Annotated in this window: 17 protein-coding genes; 8 read left to right on the forward strand and 9 right to left on the reverse strand. The window is 67.8% G+C overall.

The annotated features are described in order from the left end of the window. Positions 1–2 precede the first annotated feature (2 nt). Positions 3–1,082, forward strand: a complete 1,080-nt coding sequence (locus tag KF684_10575; GenBank protein MBX3353363.1) for an LptF/LptG family permease — start codon at positions 3–5, stop codon at positions 1,080–1,082. A gap of 92 nt (positions 1,083–1,174) precedes the next feature. Here KF684_10575 and KF684_10580 read toward each other — a convergent pair whose 3' ends face one another. From KF684_10580 to KF684_10595, 4 genes are all read right to left on the reverse strand, one after another. Further along, positions 1,175–2,017, reverse strand: coding sequence for a DUF4190 domain-containing protein (locus KF684_10580; GenBank protein MBX3353364.1), 843 nt, complete (start codon positions 2,015–2,017; stop codon positions 1,175–1,177). Between the two features lie 108 nt (positions 2,018–2,125). Then, positions 2,126–2,725, reverse strand: coding sequence for a GNAT family N-acetyltransferase (locus tag KF684_10585; protein ID MBX3353365.1), 600 nt, complete (start codon positions 2,723–2,725; stop codon positions 2,126–2,128). A 7-nt stretch (positions 2,726–2,732) separates the two neighbouring features. After that, complete coding sequence (locus KF684_10590) at positions 2,733–3,647, reverse strand: aminotransferase class IV (protein MBX3353366.1); 915 nt, start codon at positions 3,645–3,647, stop codon at positions 2,733–2,735. Positions 3,648–3,657: 10 nt separating this feature from the next. Then, positions 3,658–4,506 carry a hypothetical protein gene (locus tag KF684_10595; protein ID MBX3353367.1) on the reverse strand — a complete coding sequence of 283 codons (849 nt, stop codon included), beginning with the start codon at positions 4,504–4,506 and terminating at the stop codon, positions 3,658–3,660. A 37-nt stretch (positions 4,507–4,543) separates the two neighbouring features. Here KF684_10595 and KF684_10600 point away from each other — a divergent pair, with 37 nt between their 5' ends. From KF684_10600 to KF684_10610, 3 genes are all read left to right on the forward strand, one after another. Next, the gene (locus tag KF684_10600; GenBank protein ID MBX3353368.1) at positions 4,544–5,524 is read left to right on the forward strand and encodes a carbon-nitrogen hydrolase; all 981 of its coding nucleotides are present in this window, start codon (positions 4,544–4,546) and stop codon (positions 5,522–5,524) included. Between the two features lie 71 nt (positions 5,525–5,595). Beyond that, a complete protein-coding gene (locus KF684_10605) occupies positions 5,596–6,666 on the forward strand; it encodes an agmatine deiminase family protein (GenBank protein ID MBX3353369.1) in 1,071 nt (356 codons plus the stop codon). A gap of 286 nt (positions 6,667–6,952) precedes the next feature. After that, positions 6,953–8,866, forward strand: a complete 1,914-nt coding sequence (locus tag KF684_10610) for a PEP-CTERM sorting domain-containing protein (GenBank protein ID MBX3353370.1) — start codon at positions 6,953–6,955, stop codon at positions 8,864–8,866. Between the two features lie 150 nt (positions 8,867–9,016). On the opposite strand, the gene gatA is transcribed toward KF684_10610, so the two are convergent. The 4 genes from gatA to KF684_10630 form a co-directional block, all read right to left on the reverse strand. Then, positions 9,017–10,528, reverse strand: coding sequence for an Asp-tRNA(Asn)/Glu-tRNA(Gln) amidotransferase subunit GatA (gene gatA / locus KF684_10615; GenBank protein ID MBX3353371.1), 1,512 nt, complete (start codon positions 10,526–10,528; stop codon positions 9,017–9,019). A gap of 140 nt (positions 10,529–10,668) precedes the next feature. Next, complete coding sequence (locus tag KF684_10620) at positions 10,669–11,448, reverse strand: uracil-DNA glycosylase (protein ID MBX3353372.1); 780 nt, start codon at positions 11,446–11,448, stop codon at positions 10,669–10,671. Between the two features lie 129 nt (positions 11,449–11,577). Next, positions 11,578–12,408 carry a response regulator transcription factor gene (locus tag KF684_10625; GenBank protein ID MBX3353373.1) on the reverse strand — a complete coding sequence of 277 codons (831 nt, stop codon included), beginning with the start codon at positions 12,406–12,408 and terminating at the stop codon, positions 11,578–11,580. 234 nt (positions 12,409–12,642) lie between these two features. Continuing rightward, a complete protein-coding gene (locus tag KF684_10630; GenBank protein MBX3353374.1) occupies positions 12,643–13,257 on the reverse strand; it encodes a hypothetical protein in 615 nt (204 codons plus the stop codon). Between the two features lie 178 nt (positions 13,258–13,435). Here KF684_10630 and KF684_10635 point away from each other — a divergent pair, with 178 nt between their 5' ends. The 4 genes from KF684_10635 to KF684_10650 all read left to right on the forward strand — a co-directional run bounded on the left by KF684_10635 (position 13,436) and on the right by KF684_10650 (position 17,683). Continuing rightward, positions 13,436–15,331 (forward strand): DUF262 domain-containing protein, encoded by a 1,896-nt coding sequence (locus KF684_10635; protein ID MBX3353375.1) that lies wholly within the window; start codon positions 13,436–13,438, stop codon positions 15,329–15,331. Beyond that, positions 15,328–16,539, forward strand: coding sequence for an ATP-binding protein (locus KF684_10640; protein ID MBX3353376.1), 1,212 nt, complete (start codon positions 15,328–15,330; stop codon positions 16,537–16,539). Before KF684_10635 ends, KF684_10640 begins: the two co-directional genes overlap by 4 nt. Positions 16,540–16,760: 221 nt before the next feature. After that, positions 16,761–17,186, forward strand: coding sequence for a hypothetical protein (locus tag KF684_10645; GenBank protein MBX3353377.1), 426 nt, complete (start codon positions 16,761–16,763; stop codon positions 17,184–17,186). A gap of 35 nt (positions 17,187–17,221) precedes the next feature. Beyond that, entirely contained in the window at positions 17,222–17,683 is a 462-nt protein-coding gene (locus tag KF684_10650) for a hypothetical protein (protein MBX3353378.1), read from the forward strand. 26 nt (positions 17,684–17,709) lie between these two features. On the opposite strand, the gene KF684_10655 is transcribed toward KF684_10650, so the two are convergent. After that, positions 17,710–18,900, reverse strand: a complete 1,191-nt coding sequence (locus KF684_10655; protein ID MBX3353379.1) for a ParB/RepB/Spo0J family partition protein — start codon at positions 18,898–18,900, stop codon at positions 17,710–17,712. Positions 18,901–18,946: the final 46 nt, after the last annotated feature.

Consider the following 18,946-nt stretch of genomic DNA (forward strand, 5'->3'; position numbering starts at 1 on the left):
TCGTGCGGATCCTCGATCGCTACATCGCGCGTCAGTTCGTCGTGAATCTCGCGACGCTGCTCGTGCTGCTGATGTCGCTGACGGTGGCGATCGACGTGCTGCTCAACCTGAACCGCTTCGTGCGCGTGGGCGCCGAGCTGGCGGGCGAGAGCGGGTCGGTGCGCCATGTCGTGAACACCACGCTGTGGGTGATCGACCTGTGGGGCCCGCGCCTGCTGCAGTTGTTCAACGCGATCGCGGGTCTGACGATGGTGATCGCGATGGGGTTCACCTGCTCGCAGCTGGTGAAGCGGCGCGAGCTGGTGGCGGCGCTGGCGTCGGGGGTGAGTCTGCAGCGTCTGGCGGCGCCCTTCCTAGTCGTGGCGCTGGGCGTGACGGCGCTGCAGGCGCTGAACCAGGAGCTGGTGATGCCCAAGGTGGCGCACCTGCTGACGCGCGGCTCGACCGACGCGCTGCGCCGCGAATTGCGCCCGTTCGAGACGCCGGTAGTGAAGGACGGCTCGGGCCGGCTGTGGTACGCGCGGGTGTTCGACGCCGACACGGAGACGCTCGAGGGCGTCTTTGTGTGGGAGCGCGACGAGCGTGGGCGCGTGGCGCGGCGGATCCAGGCGGACCGGGCGTCGTGGGACGGGGGCGGGTGGCGGTTCGAGAACGGTCGCGCCGGGCCCGACGCGGTCGATCGGATCGCAACGAGTCTCAACCCGCGCGTGCTCGTGACCAGACGGTTCGAGGGCTACGGGAACAACCTGTCGTGGAGACAGATCGGCGACATGTTCGAGGGCGCGCCGATGGAGCCCCAGACGCGCGAGCGGTTCGAGCGCATCCGCTGGGGGCGCTACGCGACGATGGCTGGGAATCTGCTGGCGCTGGTGCTGGTGCTGCCGGCGTTTCTGGTGCGCGAGCCGCGGAACATGCTGACGCAGTCGATGCGTGCCGCGCCGATCGCGGGGCTGGCGCTGGGCGCGTCGGCGTTCGCGCCGGCGTTCGCGTTGCCCGGCGCGCCGCCGCAGGTCGGCGTGTTCGCCGCGGCGTTGATCCTGGCGCCGCTGGCGCTGGCGGCGGCGGTGAGTGTGAGGACCTGAAGAAGGCACGGGGCACGAGGCACAAGGCACACGGGGGAGATGCCTGTGTGGTTTGTGACGTGAAAGTGTTCCTTCGTACGGTCGTTCTCGACTCACTCCGGCGCGTCGGGGAGCGTGGGCGTTATGACGGGGGCCTCGGGGGCCTCGGGGGCCTGGAGGGCGCGGTCGAGGAGTTGCTGGGAGGTGACGGGGGTGAAGTTGAGTCGGATGGCTTCGACCCTGGCCGGGCCGTCGTCGCGCAGGGTGAGGGCCTCGCCGTTGGGGAGCAGGACGAAGATGTCCTGGTAGCGGAAGACCTGCGAGGGCTGACCCGCGGGATCGAAGACGCCGAAGACCGCGACGCCGCCGGCGTCGGTGAAGAGGAGCGTGGGGACAGCGCTCTGGGCGGACCCGCCGAACTGGCCTCCGGTGCGGCCGAAGCCCTCGCCGGCGGCCTGCATCCATTCGTTGAAGGTGACGGGCGCGCCGCGGAACTCGCCGAACTCGGCGCGCATGGCCTGGCCGAAGGCGATGATCTCTTCGTCGGTGATGAGGCCTGCGCCTGCCGGGGTCATCTCGGCGCGGACGGCGGCGACATCGCCGAGGTAGGCGCCCTCAACGATGCGGCTGAGGGGCGGGGTGATATTCGTGACCCAGTACGACAGGCCCGAGCCGGCGCCCATCGCGAGCACGATCCAGCCGATGGTCGAGAGCAGGCCCAGCGCCATGCCGCTGATCGCGGCGGGCATGCCGCCCAGTCGCCCGCGCGAGCGCGAGACGCTGATGGCGCCCAGCATGCCCAGCAGCATGGCCAGCACGCCAAGGCCGGGCAGACAGCACAGCAGCCCCGCGATGAGCGAGAGCACTGCGGGGATGGACAGACGCGACGGGCCGTCGAAGGCGTCGACCGGGTCGTCCTGATAACTGGGGTATGACGCGTAGGGGTTTTCGCTCATGCTGCCTCCAGCGTATCGCTCGGAATCGGGGGATGCGAATTGCGGGGGGAAGGCAAGAGGCACAGGGCACAAGGCACGAGCCGGAAGGGTCTGCTCTGGACGCGTGCCTTATGCCTGATGCCTCGTGCCTGCTTCATCCAGGAGCAAGCCCATCTCGAGGTCGTCGCGTTCGGCGCCGTCGGGGTCGCGGGCGAATCGTCGGCGGTGGCCGATTTTTTCGAAGCCGAGGGACTCGTAGAGCGCGATGGCCCGGTGGTTGTCGGCGAGGACGTTGAGCTGGACGCGGTTCACCTCGGCGGCGCGGGCCCAGTCGAGGAGGCCGACCATGATGGCGCGCCCGACGCCCAGCCCCTGCGCCGCTGGGTGGACCTCGAGCGAGACCTGGACGACGTGGCGGATCTTGGCGGGTTTGAAGCGCCGGAAGTAGCCGGCGCCAAGGATGCGCAGGTCGGCCTCACGAGGGGGCGTTGCTTCGACGACGAGCATGAGCCCGTAATCGTCGGGGTGCTCGTTGGCGACCCATGGTCGGAGGGCTTTGCGATGGGCCTCGACGCTGGGGGGCAGGTCGGACTCGGCGCGGACCATGCCGCGCCCGTCGCGGACGACCTCGTGCTCGAGTCTCAGGATGTCCGGAGAATCGTCGGGCGTGACGCGTCGGAGGAGGGCTTGGGAGCCGTCCTTGAGCGTGATGGCGAGGGGCGGTCGCATGGGCGATTCAGGAATCGGAAGGGTTGTCGAGCGCGTGGAGCCAGCGTGCGCGCAGGTCGCGCGTGACCGGCCCGGGCCGGGCGTCGGCGATGTGTCCGGCCTCGACCTGCACGACCGGGAGGACGCCCCAGGACGAGTTGGTGAGGAAGACCTCGTCGGCGTCGAGGAGGTCGTTGATGGTGAGCATGCGGATGTCGGTCTCGGCGCCGATGTCTTTGGCGAAGTCGAAGATCGCGCTGCGGGTGATGCCCGGGAGGACGGGGGAGCGGAGGGCGCGCCCCTGGTCGGTGGGTTCCTCGCCGCGCGCGATGGGGGTGAAGAGGACGCCGTTCTTGACGAGGAAGAGGTTGCTGACGGCGCCGCCGGCGAGGTGGTTGGAGAGGGTGAAGAAGATGGCTTCCGCGCCGCCTCGTTGCGAGGCGATCTGGAGTTCTCGGAGGCGCATCCAGTAGTTGATGGTTTTGTGGCCGAGGGTCGGGTCGAGTGGGTTGAGGCGTGGCTCGGCGATGCCGACGATGACGCCGCGCTCGAACATGGCGTCGGGGTAGGTGGTGGCGGGCTGGGCGACGATGAGGACGGTGGCCTGGGGCTCGTCGGTCGAACCGGCGCGGGCGGCGGCGAGGAGGTTGGTGTCGCCGGCGGTGATGGTGACGCGGACGCGCGCGTCGGGGAGCTGCGCGCGTTCGATGGTGCGCGTGATGGCTTCGGCGAGTGGGTTGACGCGCAGCTCGGAGGAGAGGCCGAGCTCGCGGGCGGAGTTCTGCAGGCGCGTGAGGTGGCGCCAGAGGTGGAGCGCGCGCCCGTTCCTGGCGTGGAGCGTCTCGAAGAGTCCGACGGCGTGCTGGAAGCCGGCGTCGAAGGCCGAGACCGTGGCGTGCGCCGGGTCGATGAACTCGCCGTTGATCCAGACGGTGGTGGGCATGGGTTGGCGATCAGAATGCCGGAGGGCTGGCGCTGTCGATCTGGGGCGCGGGCTGGGCGCGTTCGGGCGCCGGGGGCCCCGGGGGCGCGTGGGGGTCGCGCGCCGGGAGGTGGACCATGGGCGCGATCCAGAAGAGCAGCTGCACGAACGCCCAGAGGATGAGGTGGGAGAGCGAGAGGACGAAGGCCTCTTTGACGGAGGTACGCGTGGAGAGCCAGACGATCGCGCCATAAATCAGCGCGCCCGACAGCCAGAGGACTGCGCCGGCGAGGGCGAAGTCGAGGGTGAGGGCCATGACGGCGTGGAAGGCGCAGACGGCGACGAAGAGTCGCGCGAGGGCGCCCTTCCAGTAGCCGAGCGGGCGCTCGGTGAGGACCTTGAGGGCGATGAGGGCCGCGAAGCCGAGGGCGGTGTTGATGGGGATGTGGAGGAACTGGTAGCCGACGGCGCGCCAGAGCCCGCCGGGGGTCGCGTTGGTGGCGGCGAGGACGACGGCGACGATGAAGAGTGTCGCGCCGACGAGGAGCGGGGCCTTCCAGCCGAGCTTGCCCATCGCGACGATGGGCCCCTCGTCGCTGCGCAGGGCGTTGGCGCCGGTGTCGGGGTCGGTGAGCACGCGCGGCTTGCGCTTGCCGGTGGAGTGGTCGTACTTCGAGTGCGTGTCGCTGGTCGCGGAGCGCAGGACGGCCTTCTCGTCGCTGGCGGCGTCGACGTCGATGCCCTCGGTGAGCGAGCCGATCGTCTTCAGGGGACGGTCGGGCTGCCTGGGCGCGCCGTCGTCGGGCGCGAGGGTGTACTCGTCGTCCGGGCGGGGCTGGGCGGGGGCGGGCTCGTCGGGCTTGCGGGGCGTCTCGTCCACGGCTCAAGGATACCACGCCCGGCGCTATCATCGCCCGATGACGACGAACACCGATCCTTCACGGTCCCGGGCCCCCACCTTCACCATCGGGCTCGTGCAGCGCGTCTGCGGCGAGGATGTGGCGCAGAACGTGGCGCGCGCGCTGGACGGCGTGCGCGAGGCGGCGTCGAAGGGCGCCCAGATCGTCTGCCTGCAGGAGATGTTCAACACGCGGTATTTCTGCAAGGCCGAGGACCACTCGAAGTTCGACCTGGCGGAGGGGCTGATGCCCCCGGACACGGGCGAAACGGTGCGGCGGGTGCGGGACTGCGCGAAGGAACTGGGCGTGGTCATCATCGCGCCGATCTTCGAGAAGCGCGGGCCGGGGCTGTACCACAACTCGGCGGCGGTGATCGACGCCGACGGTTCGCTGCTGGGCGCGTATCGCAAGATGCACATCCCCGACGACCCGCTCTATTACGAGAAGTTCTTCTTCGCGCCGGGCGAGACCGACGCGCACGCCGGGGCGATCGAGGAGCACGCTGCGAAGGTGCGGTCGGCGAACGGGTTCAAGGTGTGGCGCACGCGCTACGCGGACCTGGGCGTGCTGATCTGCTGGGACCAGTGGTACCCCGAGGGCGCGCGGATCACGGCGCTGCTGGGCGCGGAGATCCTGTTCTATCCCACGGCGATCGGGTGGATCGTGGGGGACGAACACGAGTTCGCCGGCGACCATCGCGAGGGGTGGCGCACGATCCAGCGCTCGCACGCGATCGCGAACGAGGTGTATGTCGCGGCGCCGAACCGCACGGGCAACGAGCCCCACCCCGGCACGCAGGGCGTGCGCTACTGGGGGTCGTCGTTCGTGGCTGACCCGCTTGGCAACATCGTGAAGGACGCGCCGGTGGACGAAGAGGCGGTGCTGGTGCACGTGTGCGAGCGCCGGCAGATCGAGGAGGCGCGCCGGCTGTGGCCGTTCCTGCGCGACCGGCGGATCGACGCGTACGGGCCGATCACGAAGCGTTGGATGGGCGCGTGAGGCGCGTCGCGCGCGACCCCGGATAAACCTGAACACTCACCCTGCCCCACGCTGCGGGCGGAGAACGAACGATGACGAACTATCGCATGCCTGTGGAGTGGGCCCCTCACGAGGCGACCTGGCTTGGGTGGCCGGCGGAGGAGACGGACTGGCCCGGCAAGCTGGAGCAGGCCAAGTGGGGCATGTGCGAGTTTGCGCGGACGATCACGCGCGACAGCGCGCTGCGCGGCGCGCCGGCGGAGCGCGTGGAGATGCTGTGCCGCGATGAATCGCAGCGCGACGAGGCGCACGACTTCCTGCGCATGGCGGGCGTGGACATGGGGCGTGTGCGCCTGCACGTGTTCGAGACGGACCGGACCTGGCTGCGCGACTGCGCCCCCACCTTCGTGCGCGACACGAAGTCGGACGCGCTGGTGGCGATCGACTGGCGGTTCACGGGGTGGGCGCGGTACCCGAACCATCGCAAGGACGACATGGTCCCGACGCTGGTGGAGAAGGTGACGGGGGCGAAGCGCGTGGAGGCGGCGCGTCCGGACAACGGGGAGCGTCTGGTGCTGGAGGGCGGGGCGATCGAGATCGGCGCGAACGGGGTGGTGCTGGTGACGGAGGAGTGCCTGCTGGATCAGGAGAGGCAGTGCCGCAACCCTCGGATGAGCCGGGCGGACTACGAGCGCGCGCTGAAGCAGTATCTGGGCGCGACGCGGGTGGTGTGGCTGGGGATGGGGGCGACGGCGGACGACACGCACGGGCACATCGACGACATCGCGCGGTTCGTGCCGCGGCAGGGGTCGGGCGGTCGCGAGGTGGTGCTGCTGGCGTATGAAGAGGATCGGCAGGACGAGAACCACGAGCCGAGCGTGGAGAACGCGCGCCGGCTGGAGGACGCGGGCTTCGAGGTCGTGAGGGTCCCGTATCCCGAGCCGGTGTTCTTCGACGGCGAGCGCCTGCCGGCGAGTTACGCGAACTTCTACGCGTGCAACGCGGGCGTGCTGGTGCCGGTGTTCAACGACCCGCGCGACGCGGAGGCGCTGCGGATCATCGGCGCGCAGTTCCCGGACCGGCCGGCGCTGCCGGTGTACGCGCGCGACCTTGTTCTCGGAACGGGCACGCTGCATTGCCTGAGCCAGCAGCAGCCGCGCTGAAGAAGGCATGGGGTGCGGGGGAGCAGGGAGCAGGGAGTGGGGAGCGGGAAGAGGGGGCGCGATAACTCGGGTGTGAGCGCCCGGACTCGCCAGACGGCGCAGGCGGTCGCGTGCGCCGGGGAAAGCGTGGTGGGCGCGTGCTTTTGGGGGTTGCGATTTGGATTGTTGGGGTGCGACGTCGGGGAGCCCGGCGGCCCGCGGGGTCGGTTCACCGAACGCCGGCTGCCCTGCCGCTCCCCTCGCGCCGCGATCCTGACGCACGCATCCCCTGGAGATCACCGAACCCATGCGACCGACCGCCCGCCAGACCAAGTTGACGCTGCTCGCCCTCGCCGGGGGCGCTTCGCTTTCGGCGGGCTCGATCGCGGCGCCCATCGTGTTCCACCAGGACTTCGAGAAGGCCAACACCGTCGGCAAGGAGTGGAGCCAGCGGGGCATCTCGAACACGCAGGAGCTCGGCAAGTTCTCCAACCGGATGAACAACGGCGAGCTGACCCTGACCGTGGACACGATGAACAACCAGGTCTACACGCTGGTGTTCGACCTGTATGTGTTCGGCGACTGGAACGGCAAGAACGGGACCTTCAGCGTGCGCGCCGAGGGCAACGAGCTGTTCCGCGAGACCTTCTCGAACACGGGCGACTTCTCGGCGCAGACGTATGCCGGCGCGCCGGACCTGTTCGGGGATCTGGGGTACGCGAAGTCGATGGACTCGGCGTACCGCGCGATCACGATGGAGTTCGACGGGCGCAACCCGTCGACGACGCTGCGCTTCATGGCGCAGGGTCTGGGCAACATGGGCTCGCAGTCGTGGGCGATCGACAATGTCAGCGTGTTCCAGGGCGTGCTGAGCGCGGCGGCGCCCGCGGTGCCCGGGCCCGCGACGACGGTGGGGCTCGGTCTGCTCGGCGGCGCGGCGATGCTGCGGCGCAGGCGCCGGACGGCGGTGGTCGTCGGCGCGCTCGCCGGCGGCGTGGCGGCGTCGGCGAACGCCGGCGTCGTGGTGTACCAGCAGGACTTCGAGAACGCCTCGCTCATCGGGCCCGAGTGGTCGAACACCAAGACCGACTTCGCGCCGGCGTTCACGCGCTTCAGCCAGCGCCGCTCGAACGAGCAGCTCACGCTGATGCTCGACACGACGCCGGGCGGGATGTACTCGCTGCTGTTCGATCTGTACCTGATCGACTCGTGGGACGGTTCGCACCCGAGCTGGGGCAACGACCGCTTCGAGGTGACCATCGGCGGCCAGGTCGTCTTCAGCGAACTGCTGGATAACAAGGTTGACTCGCCGTACTCGACCTATCGAAACCCCGACGAGATCGGGTACTTCGGCTTCGGCGCGCGCGACGTCGACCGCGACACGATCTTCCGCGGCATCGCGCTCGAGTTCGGCGCGACGGGCTCGCAGACGCTCGTGGTGTTCTCGGCGTCGGGGCTGCAGGAGCGCAGCGACGAGTCGTGGGGCATCGACAATGTCTTCGTGACGATGGCGCCGATCCCGTCGCCCGCGACCGCGGGCTTCGCGCTGTTCGGGGCGGCGGCGATGCTTCGGCGCAGGCGCGCCGTCGCGGCTGCGGCTCTGGCCGCTGGGGCTGCGGGCGCGGCCGCGACCTCGGCGAACGCGGGCGTCGTGGTGTACCAGCAGGACTTCGAGCGCGCGTCGCTCATCGGCCCGGAGTGGTCGAGCAACAAGACGGACTTCGCTGCGCCGTTCACGCGGTTCAGCCAGCGTCGCACGAACGACCAGCTGACGCTGACGATCAACACGATCGCCGGGCGCCTGCACACCCTGCAGTTCGATCTGTACCTGATCGATTCGTGGGACGGCTCGGACCCGACCTGGGGCCAGGACCGCTTCAACGTGAAGGCGGACGGGGCGCTCCTGTTCAGCGAGTTTCTGGACAACAGCATGAACTCGCCCAACTCGAGCTATCGCAACCCCGACGAGGTCGGGCACCTGGGGTTCGGGTCGCGTGATTTCGACCGCGACACGATCTATCGGGGCATCACGCTCGAGTTCACGGCGAACCACGCCCAGACGACGTTCGCGTTCTTCGGCTCTGGGCTTCAGAGCAAGAGCGACGAATCGTGGGGGATCGACAACGTGATCGTGACGATGGCGGCGATCCCGTCGCCCGCGACCGCCTGCGTGATGCTGGGCGCCGGCGCGGCGCTCGCCGGGCGTCGTCGTCGCGAATGAACGACCGCTGGAGGAGAGAGAGACCCCGTTCGGCGGCGTGACAGGCGCCGGACGGACGCTCGGAGGGAACCGCGCCGCGAGGCGCGAATGTGTGTACAGGGCGAACGCCGTTCCTGAAAGGGGACGGCGTTCGTTGTTTCGCGTGCGTGCTCAGCGCGCGAGCATGGCGGGCGCGTGGGTGTGCCACTCGGTGGCGTCTTCGTACATGCGCGCGACGCGGAGCATGCGGGATTCTTCGAGTGGAGGGCAGAGGATCTGGAGACCGACGGGGAGGTTCTCGCCCTTGCTGCCGGCCTTCTCGGCGAAGCCCATGGGGATCGACACGCCGGGCACGCCGGCGAGGTTGGCGGTGACGGTGTAGATGTCTTCGAGGTAGAGGGCGAGGGGGTCGCCGGTTTTCTCGCCGATGGTGAAGGCCGGTCCGGGCGCGCTGGGCATGATGATGGCGTGGGCGCCGGGGTTGCCGGGTTCGCAGGAGAAGGCGTTGTCGAAGTCGCGCTTGATGAGGCGGCGGGTCTTGAGGGCGGTGAGGTAGTAGGCGTCGTAGTAGCCGCTGCTGAGCACGTGGGTGCCGAGCATGATGCGGCGCTGGACCTCGGGGCCGAAGCCCTCGGCGCGGCTGCGCGCGTAGAGGGTTTCGAGCGATTCGTCTTTCGTGATGGTCGCGCGTCGGCCGTAGCGGATGCCGTCGAAGCGGGCGAGGTTGGAGGATGCCTCGGCGGGGGCGACGATGTAGTAGGCGGCGATGCCGTAGTCGAGGTGGGGCAGGTCGATGTCGACGATGGTGGCGCCGCGCTCGCGGTAGGTTTCGACGGCGTCTTCGAAGGCGGCGGCGACGGCGGGGTGGTTGCGGTCGCTGCGCGCCTGTCGGGGGACGCCCAGGCGCAGGCCGTCGATGGGGCGGTCGAGATCGTGGAGGAAGTCGGGGGTGTCGATCGCGGCGCTGGTGGAGTCGAGCGGGTCGTGGCCGCAGATCGTGTTGAGCATGAGCGCCGCGTCGGCGACGGTGCGGGTGAAGGGGCCGATCTGGTCGAGACTGCTGGCGAAGGCGACGAGGCCGGAGCGCGAGACGCGCCCGTAGGTGGGCTTGACGCCAACAAGACCCGTCAACGACGCGGGCTGGCGGATGGAGCCGCCGGTGTCGGAGCCGAGGGACGCGCTGACCATGCGTGCGGCGACGCACGACGCGGACCCGCCCGAGGAGCCGCCCGGCACGCGCGTGGGGTCCCAGGGGTTGAAGGTGGGGCCGAAGGCGGAGTGCTCGCACGAGGAGCCCATCGCGAACTCGTCGAGGTTGGTCTTGCCGACGGGGATGGCGCCGGCGTCGAGGAGTTTCTGGACGGCGGTGCCGGTGAAGGGGGATTCGTAGTGCTCGAGGAAGCGGCTGCCGCAGGTCGTGCGCCCGTAGTTGAGGCACATGTTGTCCTTGAGCGCGACGGGGACGCCTGCGAGCGGGCCGACGCGCTCACCGGCGGCGAGGCGTCGGTCGGTTTCCTTCGCGGCGGCGAGGGCGCGGTCGGGGAAGGTCTCGAGGAAGGAGCGCAGCGCGCCGTCGTGCGCGTCGATGCGGTCGAGCGACGCGCGGACGGCGTCGTGGGCCGAGACCTGGCGCTGGTGGATGGCGTCGCGGAGCTCGATGAGCGTGAGGTCGAGTGGGTTCACGGGGGAGGGTAGGGGGGGAAGGCACGGGGCATGAGGCACAAGGCATCAGGGGGGAAGGGAGTGGGGAGCAGGGAGTGGGGAGCAGGGGGAGGGAGATCTGACGGACATGCTCGCGCCTTCTCCCCCCCATTGCCTATTGCCTACTGCCTCTTGCCCTCTTGCAGCCGCTCCATGGCGGCTTTGAGGTCGCTCCAGACTTTTTTGCGGTTTTCGGGGGTGTAGGCGCGGAGGAGGTAGGCGGGGTGGAAGGTGGGCATCAGGGGGATGACGAGGGTGTCGTCGCGGTATTCGTGCCAGACGCCGCGGAGTGAGCCCATGGCGTCGCGGTTGTTGAGCATGTAGTTGGCGGCGGGCTTTCCGAGGGTGACGATGACGCGTGGGTGGATGATGCGGATCTGTTCGCGGAGCCAGACGCCGCAGCGCTCGGACTCGTCGGGCGTGGGCGTGGCGTTGTTGGGCGGGCGGGCCTTGAGGATGTTGGCGATGTAGACGTCTTCGCGCGCGAGGCCCATGGCGCGGATCATGTCGTTGAGTTTCTCGCCGGCGCGTCCGACGAAGGGGCGTCCGGTCTTGTCTTCCTCAGCGCCGGGGGCTTCGCCGATGAACATGAGGCCGGCGTCGGGGTCGCCCTCGCCGAAGACGGTCTGCGTGAAGGGCGGCGCGACGGTGCAGTGGGCGCACTGGGCGTCGTGGCGGCGTTTGAGGTCGTCGAGGAGGGCCTGCTTCCCCCCCACCGGCGCTTCGGGCGCTGGCGCGACGGCGGCTTTGACCTCGACCTCGATGATGGGCGGCTGCCCCCGGGGGGCTTCCTGCACTGCTTCGGGGGCGCGTGAGGAGACGGGGAGGAAGTCGACGCCCATGAGGAGTGCGGTGCGGGCGTGCTGGCGGAGGGCGTTTGACGATGTGCTGCGGGTCGCCATGCGTCGAGTCTATCGATGGGGCACTGACGCCGCCCGCGGCGACGGCGCGAGCTGGGCGGAACGACAACGCCCCGCGCCGTGATGACGGCGCGGGGCGTGGAGGAGTTGAGGCGTGACCGGGGCGGCGTGTTACTCGAGGGGTTCGAGGACGCCGTCTTCGGTTTCGAGGGTCTCGCTGGAGAGGCGGACGCTCTTGCGGTTCTCGAACGCGTCGGCGTGTCCGAGGGCGCGGGCGATGAGCTGGCCGCGGCTGCTCGCGTTGAGTTTGCGGTGCAGCGACTTCACATGGTCGTGGACCGTGTGGGGGCTGCGGCCGAGCTCGTCGGCGATGACGCGGACGCTCAGGCCCAGGGCGAGGAGGTCGAGGATCTCCTGCTCACGCGAGGTGAGCATGCGCGAGGGGACGATCGGCTCGTGGCCGAAGGCCATCACGGCGCGGCGCATCATGGGGCGCATCGACGCGTCGACGCTGAGGCGCAGGATGCTGGGGAACCAGTCGGACTTGGGTCCGACGGCGCCGATCTCGACGACGAGGACGCGCTTGTCGTCCTTGTCGCTGTAGCGAGCGGCGGAGGCGATGACGCCGTGCGCGCCGGCGTCGCGCCACTGGGACGCGGCCTTGGACCTGGCGAACTCCTCGTCCTGGAGGCACTCGCAGGCGGCGGTCTGGACGCGCGCGTTCCAGTCGCTGGGCTCGCAGACGCCCCAGTCGAGGGGCGCGGTGTCGCGGAACCGCGCGTTGAGAGCGCGAAGGGTCTCGGCGGAGACCTGTCGCCCGGAGAGCCCGAAGGCCTCGACGCGAAGCATCTGCCCGTTGAGTTCGCCGATCGCGATCGCGACGGGGCCGGGGGTGAGGTGGGAGACGGCTTGCGCCGCCCGATCGCACCAATCCTGGGTCGCGATCCCCGGAAGATCGCACAGGCGCTCTGTCGCGTGGACGAGCGCATGGGTTGCGGACAAGGCGCCGCTGGGTTCCATACTCATAGCACTACCGCCCTTTCAGTCATGGAAAAGGCCACTGGATGGACAGACAGGACACAACGCACCACTTCCCGAGACCCCGTGTCCGCAGGCGCCGACGGAGCCGCCGACGCGAACCTCACGGAACCTGAACAGGCAGGCACCGCAAGCGGGGAGTGACAAGAATCACCTTACCATGGTTCTTGCTGGTCGTCCAGCCCCGAAGACGCCTGTTCAGGGCCTTTTGGCGTTAACCTTTTGTGCCAACAGGGACTCGGCACGCAAATTTCGCGCTCCGGTGACCGTGTATTCGGGCTCCAGGCCGCGTCCGGCGAGGACACGGTCCGAGAAATCCCAGGCGTAGGCGACGCTGGTGGTGTCGATGCGCCGGCTGGGCCGGTACTCGCGGAGTTCGACCACCTCGAAGCGGAGCGTGCGCGTCCCGGGGTCCAGCCGCAGGTCGGGCGGATTCTTTTTGTCGTCGGCGCTGAACGTCGCCCGGGCCCGCCACGCGGTCCGGTGCAGCGACGCCCCGCCGGCCTGGCGCAGGAGGGGGGACTTGATGGCTTCCATCCCCCCCATCGGCTCGGTGGTGATGACCCCGGCGGCGGCGTCGACGCGATCGATCACGAAGCCGGCGGCCCGCAGCGCGTCGCGGGCGGCGTCGAAGACGGAGGCGTAGTCCTCGGCGCTGACGCTGATCGCCGAGTCGTCGACGAACTCGACGCGCGACTCGGCCCGGGCGGCCCGCTGCGCGCGCGAGTCCGAGGACCCGGCGCAGGCGGCGACCGCCGCGCAGCAGGCGAGGAGCGAGGGGACGAGCAGCAGACGCGAGGGGACGCGGGGCATGGAGGGAGTGTAGCGGAGGGGGCGGCGGGTGCGTGACGAGCATCTCTGCAGCGATTCGCCGCCCTGTCGCGGCTGTCACAGATCAGGTCACCAACAGTTCTACTTTGATACACTCTCCCGCAGATCCCCGGGGAACGGGGAAACTCGTCATCGTCCATATGCACTGGGGAGTTTTTCCATGAGCACGGCCGAGCAGATACAGCGGAAGAACATCGACGGCAAGGGTAAGACCGTCCGCGAGATCCTGTTCTCACGCAAGTTCTTCATCGACTACTACCAGCGCGAGTATAAGTGGCAGGCCAAACAGCTGGATGAGCTTATCAGCGATCTGACCGGCGTCTTTCTGCGCGGGTACGAGCCAGAACACGAGCGCCGCGCTGTCGCCGGATACGACCACTACTTTCTAGGCTCTATCATCGTCAGCCAGAAGGACGGGCGGGACTTCATCATCGACGGACAGCAGCGTCTCACGACGCTCACGCTCCTGCTCCTCTTCCTGATGAAGCGACAGCAAGCCGCGGGCCAGCAGCAGACCCTGCAGGAGATGATCTTTTCCGAAGAGTACGGCGAGAAGTCCTTCAACATCGATGTGCCCGAGCGACGGGATGTCATGCAAGCCCTGTTCAACGGCGAGACGCCCGACGAAGAAGGGCTTGCCGAATCCTCTCGCAACATCATCGCTCGGTACAGCGAGATCGAGGACATGTTCCCCGCCGAGATCGACGAGAACGCGCTGCCGTACTTCGTCGACTGGCTCACGAAGAATGTCCATCTCGTCGAGATCACCGCCTACTCCGACGATGTGGCCTACACCATCTTCGAGACCATGAACGACCGGGGTCTGTCGCTGTCACCGACCGACATGCTCAAGGGATATCTGCTCGCCAACATCACTGACGAGCAGTCGCGTACGCACGCCAGTGCTGAGTGGAAACGGCTGATAGCGACTCTGCGCGCGCTTACCCCCGACTCTCACGAATCAGACGCTGATTTCTTCAAGGCATGGCTCCGCGCCCAGCATGCGGACAGCATCCGCGAGCGCCGGAAGAACGCTCGCCCTCTGGCGTGGGACCTCATCGGAAGCGAGTACCACCGCTGGGTCCGCGACCAAGCCGAGCGCCTCGGACTGGTCCACAACGGGCATCCCAGATCAGGAGCGTACCGTGATTTCATCACGGCCGAGATGGCCTTCTACGCGAAGTGGTACCTCGTCATCCGGCAGGCGGAGATGACGCCCTCGAAGGGCTTCGAAACACTCTTCTGCAACGCCACGAATCAGTTCACGCATCAGCCCACGCTTCTTCTCGCGGCGATCCAGGCGAGTGACAGCGACAACACGATCCGGCTCAAGATGCGTCTCGTCGCCAAGTATGCCGACATCTTTCTCGCGCGACGGCACTGCAACTTCCGCAACACCGATTATAACACGCTTCAATACAATATCTTTACCGTCGTTCGCGACATCCGGCGCAAAGACCCCCCCGAGATCGCCGCGCTCCTGCGCACCCGCCTTGAAGAGCAGGAGGAATCACTCGTCGGGTTCGAGACCCTGTACCTGAACCAGTGGAGCCACAAGCCCATCAAGCGCCTTCTTGCCCGCATGGCTGACTACATCGAGGTTGGCTCCGGCGGTGAGGCCCGCTACGCCGAGTATGTCACGCTCCGCGGCAAGAAGGCCTACGAGGTCGAGCACATCTGGGCCAACCATCCTGAGGACTTCCGCGACGAGTTCCAGCACAAGGCCGACTTCGAGGACTATCGAAACCGTCTTGGCGGCCTACTGCTGCTTCCCAAGCAGTTCAACGCATCTTACGGGGACAAGCCCTACACCGACAAGCTTGAGTATTACTTCGGCCAGAACGCGCTGGCGCGCACGCTGCACCCTCGGGCCTACGAGCACAGCCCCGGCTTCCTGCGCTTCAAGAACGAGCAAGGCCTGCCCTTCGAGCCGCACCCACAGTTCAAGCGCGCCGACCTGAACGCTCGTCAGAATCTCTACCGCGCCATCGCTGAGCGGATCTGGGACCCCGTGTGGCTGGACCGCATCCTCGAGGGTGAGGAGGCGATCCCGTGATCAACAAAGCCATCAAAGATATCACGAGCAGCGACCTCGTTGCACTCGTCGCCAACGGGACCGAAGAGGGTCGAAATCTCGAATTCAAGCGTGAACTGCCGGGCTCCGCAGACAAGGACAAGGCCGAGCTGTGCGCCGATGTGTCCTCCTTCGCCAACACCGCAGGCGGCTACATCCTCTACGGTGTCGAGGAGACGAACGGAGCGGCGTCGGCGGTCCCGGGCCTGCGCGATGCCAACCCAGACGCAACGAACCTTCGGCTCCATCAGATACTGTCTTCGGGGATCGATCCGCCGATCCCGGGTGTTGCATTCCAGGCGATTTCTACGGACTCCGGAGCAGTCGTGATCGCCGTTCATGTGCCGCGGAGCTGGCGAGCGCCCCACCTGGTTAAGTACCGCGGTTCGTTCCGTATGTACGCGCGAACGAGCAATGGCAAACAGCCGCTCGATGCTCAGGAGATCCGGCGCGTGTTCGAGAGCACAGTGAGCGCCGCCGAGGCCATCCGGCGTTGGCGCGACGACCGCATCGCGGGGATCCTCGCGAACGACACTCCGATCCGACTCGTGCAGGGAGCAAAGATGGTGCTCCACATCGTGCCACTCGAATCCCTCGGTGACCCTTTCCGGTTCCCGGCTTCCGACCTCGACGGCAAGCTGAGGGATTTCATGCCGCTTGGCGTGAACGGGTGGGATGGGCGCATCAATCTTGATGGTGGGGTGACGCACGGTGGTCGCCCGTATGGAGACCCAAGTAGTCCAGACAGTTCCTACTGCCAAATATTTCGCTCAGGACGCATCGAGGCAGTCTTTTCAGAACTAGTTCTGGAGCATGCTGGCCGGCGACTCATTGCAAGCATTTGGTATGAGAAGTTGGTTCTGGAAGCTACTGCCAGATACATCAAGGTCTTGGCCGAGGTCGGCGTATCGTACCCGATCGTCGTGATGCTCTGCTTTCTTGAAGCGCGAGAAGCCATAATGGCGATCGATTCCAACCGCTCTGTGCGCGATGTCCACCCAATTGATCGCGATGTGCTCGTTTTTCCCGATGTCGTTCTAGACTCGGCACCTGCAGACTTACCTCGCGCTCTGCGACCAGTCTTCGATGCGGTGTGGAACGCAAGCGGCATCGCGCGCTCGCTCAACTACGACGAGAAAGGAAACTGGACCGCCGATCACCTCTCCGGAGTTCCTCTCGAGCGGGTTTGATGATGCTTGGAGTCGGATGGAGACAACGCTCAATCCCCCCTGTACCCCAACTTCTCCATCACCGAATCGAAGTGGTCCAGGTCGTAGAACTCGAACACGATCGTCCGATGGCTCGCGATCGGCGTGGTTGCGATAGACTGCGGTGGGCGTCGCTGTCGCATGCGCCGCTCGCTTCATGGGTCATGCTCTTGATCACATCTCCAGACAGAGTGCCGCACACCATGCCTTCCCGATCTGTCGGCCTCCGCCCCAAGCGCGTGGCGAAGACGATCAATGCTGCGTGCATGGTCGCCATGCTCATCGGGGCCGTCCTGTTGCGCTTCCGGCACGAGACCCTCGGGTGGTTTCTGTGGGCCGCCAGCGCGTTCACACTCGCGTCGCTGACTTTGTACCTCGTCGTCGCCCGCCGACGCGGACCATTATGGCCCCGCGGCGACGGATCCCCCAGGTGCACGAAGTGCCGTTATCCGATCGAGGCCGACTACGCCGTGTGTCCCGAGTGCGGCCTTGCCCTGACTCCGGAGAAGGTCGAGGCGTCACGCTTTGTCTGGATGGACAGGCGCCTCTTGACCATCCTGCTCGCGATGGCCGCGTTGGGGTTTGGCGGCGGGTTCCTGGCGCTGGGGATGATGCTGCGGGCGATGTGATGGAGGCCGTGCTTCGCGCAGGTACCATGCGAACCATGACGGGCCGATCATCGCGCACTCCTGACGCCCCCCGACAGCGGTTCACCGCGCTGGCGAAGATTTCCTTCCTGCTGGATGCTGTTTACATCTGCGCCGGTATCGCGATCATCGGCGCGATCATCCTCAACACGCAGTCGATCCCGACGCGGACCGCGTTGCTTCTGAGCGCCCTCGTCGTTCTGCTCCCCATGCTTCACACAATCATCTTTGTGACCACCTTTCAGCGTCGTGCGCTGGCGATCGTCCCCGGGCACACGCCCCACTGCCTGCGCTGCGGGTACCCGGCGGATGTGCCGGCGCCGCGGTGTCCGGAGTGCGGCGTGGTTCGGACGGATCGCACCGTGGTGCTCGGCACGCCGCGGTTTCTGCCGGCGGACACGGCGAAGGCGCTGTGGGGGATGATTCTGTTCGGCGCAGTGCTCGTCGCCGGGATGGTCGTGTGGGCGATGCGGTTCTGAGGGGCGAAGAAACCCGCGGCGTCTGCTCAGTCGCCCTTGTATCCCAACTTCTCCATCACCGAATCGAAGTGGTCCAGGTCGTAGAACTCGATCACGATCCTGCCGCGGCTGGCGCCGGGTTTGGCCTTGATCGCGACCTTGGAGCCCAAGTGGTCGCTGAGGGATTTCTCGAGGGAGACGATCTGGGCGGGGCGCTCTGATGCGGGTTCTGAGGCGCCTCCCCCACTCTTCGCGCGCGGCGTCACGAGTGAGGCGTCGCCGGTGATGAGGCCTCGCTCGAGGCGCATGGCGAGGCGGTCGTCGGCGCGGCCTTCGGCGATGGCGCTGAGTTCGTTGGCCGCCTCGCGCTCGAGGACGCGGACCGTCCAGTCGCCCTTGTGGGCCGAGTGGGCGAAGAGGCGGCGCGTCTCGCCCTCGGGGAGGGAGAGGAGGGCCTTGGCGTGGCCGACCGTGAGTTTCGCGTGGGCGAGCAGGTCGAGGATGTCGGGCTCGAGGTCGGTGAGGCGGACGAAGTTGGCGACGGTGGAGCGGTCGACGCCCATGCGCTGGGCGATCTGCGCGTGGGAGAGCCCGAAGCGCTCGGCGAGGGTGCGGAAGGCGCGGGCCTTGTCGACGGGGTTGAGGTCCTCGCGCTGGATGTTCTCGACGAGCGCCCACTGGGCGGCGGTCTCGTCGTCGATGCTCACGACGACGGCGGGGACGAGTTCGAGCCCGGCCAGGCGGCTGGCGCGCCAGCGGCGTTCGCCGGCGATGAGTTCGTAGGGGGGAGAAGACCCTCCCCCCGCCCCCTCCCGCGAGCGGGAGGGGGAGGCGGAAAAGCGGACGACGATGGGCTGCATCACGCCGGCGGTGCGGATCGAGTCGGCGAGTTCTCGCAGGGAGGCCTCGTCCATCTGCATACGCGGCTGGAAGGGGCTGGGCGCGATGTCGTCGAGCCCGAGGTAGGCCAGGCGGCGCTGATCGGACGGGGACGCCGGCGCGGCGGAGTGTTTGTGCGGGGTGGGAGAAGCCCCCCCCGCTCCCGGAGCCGACGGACGCGTCGAGGCGGCGGCGCCGTTGGCTGGAAGTTCTTTCTTTACAGTAGTTTGCGACGCTGGAACCTCGGGCGGCGCGGGCGGCTCGACGGGCACCGGGGCGCCGATCAGCGACGAAAGTCCTCTCCCGAGTCTGGACTTTGTTTGGGTCGTGTTCGTATCGTTCTGCGCTGCTCGGGCCATCCGTGGTCCTCCGTCGTGCGTCGTTGGTGTCCGATAGAGTAGAGTG

The organism is Phycisphaeraceae bacterium (assembly GCA_019636675.1).
GTDB lineage: Bacteria > Planctomycetota > Phycisphaerae > Phycisphaerales > UBA1924 > JAHBXC01.